Source organism: Nocardia sp. NPDC059228 (genome assembly GCF_042754245.1).
Classification (GTDB): Bacteria; Actinomycetota; Actinomycetes; order Mycobacteriales; family Mycobacteriaceae; genus Nocardia.
Window position 1 is genome coordinate 1 of the sequence record NZ_JBHZAL010000200.1, and the last position, 1,008, is coordinate 1,008.

Annotated in this window: 1 protein-coding gene and 1 pseudogene; both read right to left on the bottom strand. The window is 65.5% G+C overall.

Features of this window, described 5'->3' with window-relative positions; translation table 11 throughout:
- The coding region (locus tag ACFXKA_RS43490; protein ID WP_379431984.1) for a carbohydrate ABC transporter permease at positions 1 to 570 on the bottom strand (570 nt) is incomplete at its 3' end.
- Between the two features lie 20 nt (positions 571 to 590).
- A pseudogene (locus ACFXKA_RS43495) lies at positions 591 to 1,008 on the bottom strand (ABC transporter substrate-binding protein); the annotation flags it as partial.

Sequence of the window (1,008 nt, forward strand, 5' to 3'; positions counted from 1 at the left end):
CTCCTTCGGCACGTCGAGCAGCGCGGCCATGAAGATCACCATCAGGTCGCCGATGCCCCAGACGGCCAGCATCGTCAGCGCCGGCTTGGACCAGGAGGCGTCGTTGAACCAGCCCGGTGTGGGCAGCCCGAGGTCGCCGAGGATCGTGTTGACCGGCCCCGTACCGGGGTTGAGGAGGAACACGAAGGCGAGCGTGGCCGCGACGGGCGGCGCCAGGTACGGCAGGTAGAACAGGGTCCGGAAGACCCCGGTGCCCGTCCTGATCCTGGTGATCAGCATGCCGACGCCGAGACCGAACAGGACCCGGCAGGAGACCATCACCAGGACCAGCCACAGCGTGTTGCGCAGCGACGGCCAGAACATCGGGTAGTCGCTGAAGACGTAGCTCCAGTTCCCGAGTCCGTTCCAGACGGGGGAGTTGAAGCCGTCGTACTTCATGAAGGAGAAGTACACGGTCGACAGGAGCGGATACGCGAAGAAGACCGTGAACCCGATCAGCCAGGGTGACATGAACGCCACCGTCCGCAGCGCGCTCCTGCGCCGTTTCGAACGCAGTGTGTTGCCGGACATCGGTCGGCTTCCCCGGCCCGCTACTTGGCCTGCTCGATGTCGCGGTCGATCTGCTTCGCTGTTTCTTCCAGGCCCTTCTGGAGGTCCTTCACGGCGCCCTTCTCGTACTGGTAGCCGAAGTCCTGGAGCGTCGTCTGGTACGTCGCGCCGTTGATCGCGCCGTCGGGGGTGCTGGACTGCGGGTGCTGCGCGATGTCGAGGAACGTCTTGAAGCGGGGGTCGAACTTCAGGTCGGGCGACTTGAGCGCGGCGAGCGTCGAGGGCACGTTGCGGATGCCGTTGGCGAACTCCACGACCGCCTTCGTGTCGGTGGTCATGTACTTCACCAGCTCCCACGCGGCGTTCTGCTTCTTGCTCTGCGGCGCGATGCCCATGATCGTGCCGGAGAGGTAGCCCTTGCCGTAGCTGTTGGCCTCGTCGTCGGCGACGGGCATCGGC